3 protein-coding genes are annotated in these 6,498 nt (G+C 72.7%); all 3 read left to right on the top strand.

The window, feature by feature from the left end; translation table 11 throughout:
- Nucleotides 1-1,979, top strand: a 1,979-nt coding sequence (locus tag NLI01S_RS24655) for a thioesterase domain-containing protein (RefSeq protein WP_190318588.1), incomplete at its 5' end; no start/stop codon positions are given.
- Between the two features lie 23 nt (nucleotides 1,980-2,002).
- Complete coding sequence (locus NLI01S_RS24650) at nucleotides 2,003-3,226, top strand: FAD-dependent monooxygenase (RefSeq protein WP_157091134.1); 1,224 nt, start codon at nucleotides 2,003-2,005, stop codon at nucleotides 3,224-3,226.
- Between the two features lie 110 nt (nucleotides 3,227-3,336).
- Nucleotides 3,337-6,498 (top strand): AMP-binding protein (locus NLI01S_RS24645; RefSeq protein WP_157091133.1); only part of this gene is annotated, 3,162 nt, incomplete at its 3' end.

Here is a 6,498-nt window from a genome sequence, read left to right as displayed (position 1 = left end):
GCTGGGACGGACCGGTCCGCCTGGCCGGTGGCGGTGGTCTCGTGCTGTCGGGCCGTCTGGGCGGTTCGGGTGTCCTCCCTGGCAGCGGCTTGGTCGAAGCGGTGCTGCGCGCCGGTGACGAGGTCGGTTGTGGCGTGATCCAAGACCTCATGGCGGTGGCCCCGCTGGCGCGGCCCGCCCAGGTCCAGGTGCGCGTGGACGACCCGGATGCCGCCGACACGGACGACGGGGCCGCTGCCGGGGCCCGCGCCGTCTCGGTGTGGTCGCCGGGTCCGGACGGGGCATGGGTTCTGCACGCCACCGGAACACTCCGCAAAGACGACGGTGACACGCCCACCGAGGGCCTCACGGAGTGGCCGCCCCCCGGTGCCGAGCGCCTGGACGCCGAGGGCCCGGAGCGACTCGCCGCGTGGCGAAGCGAGGACGGGACAATGTTCGCCGAGGTGGCGTTGGCATCGGACTCCGGAGCGGAGCGCCACCTCCTCCACCACGACCTGCTGGACGCGGTGGCACCACTCCTCGGCGGACCGGCCGCCGCGATGGTCGGCTGGCACGACGTCCGCCTGTTCGCCACCGGTGCCGATCTGGTCCGGGTGCGAATGATTCCGGTCCAGGCCTCCGACTCCGACTCCGACTCGGACCCGGACTCGGGCTCGGACCACGGCGCGCGCTACTCCCTCCTCGTGACCGATGACGTCGGCGCGCCGGTGGCCACGGTCGGAGCGGTCGAACTGGCCGACCGGCCCGAGTGGTCCGCCATTCCGGCGGCGGAGGGAACAGCTGGGCCGGACACCGAGTCGCCGCAGACTCGGCAGGGCGGCACGGAGCGCCCCCGGGCGGCGGCCCGCCGGGTCCAGCGCTCGGACGGGACCGAGAGCGCCCTCGACGCCGCGGACCTGCTCGACCTGGTGCGGACCGAGGCGGCACGGGTCCTTGGCCATGACACGGGCGACGAGATCGACACGGAGACGGGCTTCCTCGAGATCGGTTTCGACTCCCTGACGGGGGCGGAACTGCGAACCCGGCTGTCGGCGGCCACCGGCCGGGATCTGCCCCCGACGCTGATCTTCGACCACCCCACCATCGCGGCCCTCGCCGCCTATCTGGCCGAGCGGACGGGGGAAGCCGAAGGGGCACCGGAGCCGGGCGGCATCGGTGCGCTGTACTGGCAGGCCGCGGCCGACGGCAAGTTCACGGCCGCGCTCGACCTGGTCAAGGCGGCGGCCGCATTGCGCCCGTCGTTCGGCGCGGCCGAGGCGGAGCGGCACGTGCCGGAAGCCGTGCGTCTGACCCCCGGTGCGGACGGGAACGGCCCGGTCGTCCTCTGCCTCCCCGGGTTCAGCGCCGTGTCCGGCCCTCACGAGTACGGGAGGTTCGCCGCGGCGCTGCGGGACCGGCTGGAGGTGTGGGCGCTGCCCGAGCCCGGCTACCGCGAGGGCGAACTGCTACCGGAGTCCCTGGCGGCCCTGGTCCGCCTCCAGTCGGAGGCCGTGCGGCGATGTGCCGACGGACGCCCGTACGTGCTGCTGGGCCGCTCGGCCTCCGGCATGCTGGCGCACGCCGTCGCCGAACACCTCGAAGCCGACGGCGACACCCCGGCCGGGGCCCTGCTCTTGGACAGCTACTCGCCCGACGTCGTCCGCGAGCGCCCCTGGCTGGAGACCACGCTGACCAAGGCGGTCGCGGACCGGGAAGCCGGGTTCGCGCTGCGCGACGACGGCCGACTGTCCGCCATGGGCCGCTACCACCAGCTCTTCTCCGGCTGGCGGCCGGAACCGCTGGCGGCCCCCACCGTGCTGGTGCGGGCGGAGGAACCCTACTCGCCCGAACTCGACGACCCCCGCTACGCCGAGTGGCGCGCCTCCTGGGTGACCCCGCACATCGAGATCGACGTTCCGGGAAACCACTTCACGATCCTGGAGAGCCGCTCGGAATCGACCGCCGACGCCGTCCACGCGTGGCTGGCCCGCACCATCTGACCTTCGCATCCTGAGAGGACACCATGAAGATTGTTATCGTCGGGGCCGGCGTGAGCGGCCTCGCGGCGGCGGTCGGACTCACCGCGGTCGGCCACGAGGTGGAACTCCATGAAGGGTTCGACCTGTTGAGGTCGGGCGGGAACGGCGTGCTGATCTGGCACAACGGTACCGGGATCCTGCGCGAGCTGGGCATCCCCCTGGACGGGCTCGGGGCGCGCATCGACATCGCGGACGTGTGGGCCAACACCGGTAGACCGCTCATGCGCACCAGCCTGGCGGAGATCGGCCGCCGACTCGGATCCCACAGCGTCGGCGTCATGCGCGGGCAGGTCGTCGAACGGCTCTTCGCCGCCCTTCCCGACGGAGTGCTGCGCGTCGGCAAGAGGTGCACGGGCATCGCCGAACGCGGGAACCGGGTCGCCGCCCTCTTCTCGGACGGCACGGAGGCCGAGGGGGACGTCCTCATCGGCGCCGACGGTTATCGCTCCCTGGTCCGCAACCACCTCTTCGGACCGGACCACGCGCAGTACACCGGCCTGGCGTCCTGGCACGGCACGACCAGCGCGCCGCTCGACCTCGGCGCCGATCACGCGGTACCGACGTTCTACGGGCCCAAGGGGCTGTGCACCCTGCACCCGGTCGGCGGCGGGCGCGTCCACTGGTCGTTCGAGGTGCCCTTCGACAACGGTCTCACGCACGTGCCCGGGCCGGACACCGACGAGGTCCCGCCGCCGGGCCGCTACGACGCTCCCTCGCGGCTGGCCTATCTGCAGCGCGGGTTCGGGGACTGGGCTCCTCCGGTGTCCGCGCTCTTCGACATCCTCACCGAGGAGGACATCGCGGAGGCGCCGCACACCATGCACGACGTCCCGAAGCAGTGGGGTCGCGGGCGGATCACCCTCACCGGGGACGCCGCGCACGCGATCCCGCCGCGGGCGGGGTGGGGCGTCAACCAGGCCCTGGAGGACGCCTGGGTGCTCAGCCACGCGCTGTCGGGCGTGGAGTCCGACCCGGCCGAGGGCCTGCGGGCCTACGAGGCGGCCCGCCGCGGGCGCGCCCGGAAGGTGCGCGGTCGCGCGAAGATGCTCAAGCGCGGGAACGGAACGCTGCTGCTGCTGCGACACACCCGCAACGGGCTCCCCGCGACCAGGATGCTGCAGGCCAACATCAAGAACTGCAGCAACTACCTCAACGACCACCGGCCGAAAGGGCGCGGAACCGCATCCGTCTCCCCCGCGGAAGTGTGAACACCGGGCCCGGCAGCGCATACCGGACGAGTGCCCCGGGCCACTGATCCCGTCCTCCCGTCACCGCGAACCTGGTTCGCAGATCACCTCGAGTCTTTGGAAGTGAGTTCATGCTGCGCACGGAGATCATTCGCCCGCTTTCTGAGCTGTTGCGGAACCACGCCAGGGTGTTCGGCGACCGTGTCGCCTTCGAGGACGCGACGCGTGCCGTGACGTACACGGAACTCGAGCTCCGGACCCGCCGCATCGCGGGCCACCTGGCGGCCCACGGGGTCCACCGCGGGGACCGCGTCCTCATCAGCCTCGGCAACCGTGTGGAGTGTCTGGAGTCCTACTACGCCGTCAACCGGGCGGGCGCGGTCGGGGTCCCGGTCGACCCCCGGGCCACTGATCCGGAACTGGCGCACCTGCTCGACGACAGCGGCGCCATCGCCGTCCTCACCGACAGAGCGCACGTCGGCCAGCTGCGCCGACTGGGCCGAGAACTGCTCACCGTGGTGGTCGGCGGCACCGCGTCCGAGTCCGCACTGGACTTCGAGGAGCTGGCGGGCACCGAACCGGCCGTCGCCGCCCCCGACGACCTCGGGCTCGACGAGAACGCCTGGATGCTCTACACCTCGGGCACCACCGGACAACCCAAGGGCGTGCTCTCCACCCAGCGGAACTGCCTGTGGTCCATCGCTTCCGCCTACATGCCGGTGCTCGGCCTGTCCGCCGAGGACCGAGTCCTGTGGCCGATGCCGCTGTTCCACTCCCTCGGCCACGTGCTGTGCGTTCATGGTGTCCTGGCCGCCGGCGCCTCGGCCCGCATCATGCCGGGGTTCTCCGCCGACGACGTGCTCGGCCTGCTGCGCCGCGAACCCTTCACCTTCCTCGTCGGCGTCCCCACGATGTTCCACCACCTGCTGCGCGAGTCCGAGGACTCCGGATTGGCCATGCCCTCCCTGCGCGCATGCCTGGTCACCGGGTCGGTGGCCACCGCGTCCCTGAAGCAGGACTTCACCGAGCGGTTCGGCGTCCCCCTCGTCGACAGCTACGGCAGTACCGAGACCAACGGGGCGATCACCATGAACCGGCCCGGCGAACCGCAGGTCGCCGGCTCCTGTGGACTCCCCGTCCCCGGGCTGGGCGTTCGCGTCGTCGACCCGCACACCCACGAGGACACCGACGTCGGTGAGGAGGGGGAGGTCTGGGTACGCGGCCCGAGCGTCATGCTCGGCTACTACGGCCGCCGAGAGGAGACCGACCTGGCCCTGCGCGACGGCTGGTACCGGACGGGCGATCTGGCCACCCGTGACGCCGCCGGGTACCTGACCATCAGCGGGCGGATCAAGGAACTCATCATCCGTGGGGGCGAGAACATCCACCCCGCCGAGATCGAGGACGTGGTGCGGGTGCTGCCCGGCGTGGCCGACGTCGCCGTGGCCGGACGCCCACACGAGATCCTGGGCGAGACGCCCGCCGTCTACGTGGTGCCGTCCTCCGACGGGTTCGACGCGGCGGCCGCGCTGGCCGTCTGCCGTGACGCACTCCCCTACTACAAGGTCCCCGAGGAGGTCTACCGGGTCGAGGAGATCCCCCGGACCTCCACCGGGAAGATCACCCGGCACACGCTGGTCAGCGATTCCGCGCTGCTGCTGGCCACCACCGCGGCCCGCGGCGACTGGCTGTACCGGCTGGACTGGCGGGAGGCGCCGACGACCGACGTACCGCCGCCGACCTGTGCCGTCCTGGACCGGGACACCCTCGGCCTGGCACACGCGGTGGACCTGAACGACAGTGACCCGCGGCTGGTGTTCGCGCACTTCGTGCCCGAGGCCGACGATGTGCGGGGCGTAATCGCCGAGGCCGAGCGCGCCGTCGGCGACTGGCTCGCCGACCAGCGGTCCGCCGACGCACGCCTGGTACTGGTCACCCAGGGGCCGGTGCTGGCACCGATCGGGCAGAACCCGGTGCACACGGCGGTCTGGGGGGTGCTCCGCACGGCGATGGCCGAACGACCCGGCCGTTTCGCCATGGCCGATATGGACGACCACCCGGACTCTCCCTCCGCGCTGGTCGCGGCGCTCGCCGCCGGAGAGACGGAGGTCGCCGTACGCGGCGGACGGGCCCATGTCCCGCGGCTGACCAACGCCGCCTCCACCACCCAGTTCGCCGTGCCCGCCCTCAGCGGAACCGCCCTCGTCGTCGGGGACGGGGAACCCGCCTCGGCCATCGCCGAGCACCTGGTCGCCAAGCACGGCGTGAGCCGGGCCGTCCTGGCCGCCACCCCCGACGAAGTCGAGGAACGCCTCGCGCACGACCGTCCGTCCGTCGTCGTCCATACCGGGCTCGACCCGGACGGGTTGTGGCGACTGCACGAGCGGACCGCCGATCTCGCCCTGGAAGCGTTCATCGTCTGCACGGCGGCGGCGGGGGTGCTCGGCGCCCCGGACTCCGCCGAGCGCGCGGGGAGGTCCGCCTACGCGGACGCCGTGGTACGCCACCGGCGGGCGGAGGGACTTCCCGCGACCTCCCTCGCCTGGGGACCCTGGGCGGGGGACGACGGCTTCGGTGAAGCCGGGCGCCCTTGGTGGAAGGGCCACGGCGTCGCCCAGTTGACCAGGGAGGAGGGACTGGCCCTGTTCGACGCGGCCCGCGCCGTCGACGGCGACGTGCTCGTCCCCCTCGCCCTGTCCACCGCTGACCTGCGGGGCAAGGAGGACTCCGTTCCGGCGGCGCTGCGCGGCGCGGTGCCCAACGGAGGGGAGACCCTGCGCACCCGCCTGGACGACCTGTCGCCCTTCCGCAGGCGCGCCGTCCTCCGGGATCTGGTGCGCGCCGAGGCCGCCGCCGTCCTGGGACTCTCCGCGGCCGCCGGGGTCGGCGCGACCACGGCGTTCAAGGACCTGGGGTTCACCTCGGTCGGCTCCGTCGAGCTGCGCAACCGGCTGAACCGGGTGACCGGCCTCGACCTGACCGTCACCGTGGTGTTCGACCACCCGACGCCCCAAGCGCTCGCGGACCACCTGCACGCCGAACTCCTGGACGAGGCCGACGAACCCCTGTTCCCCGAGGCACGGCCGTCCTTCAGCGGCGAGCCGATCGCGATCGTGGGCATGGGCTGCCGCTACCCGGGCGGGGCCGTCTCACCGGAGGAGCTCTGGCGGCTCGTCCAGGAGGGCCGCGACGTCGTGTCGGCATTCCCGGAGGATCGAGGATGGGACCTCGATGCGCTCTTCTCCGACGACCCCGACCGGCCGGGCACGTCTCTCACCCGCAGCGGCGGTTTT

The organism is Nocardiopsis listeri NBRC 13360, from assembly GCF_001570765.1.
GTDB lineage: Bacteria > Actinomycetota > Actinomycetes > Streptosporangiales > Streptosporangiaceae > Nocardiopsis > Nocardiopsis listeri.
Note: the sequence above shows the minus strand (reverse complement) of the source record. Positions and strands in the feature narration are given on the sequence as shown.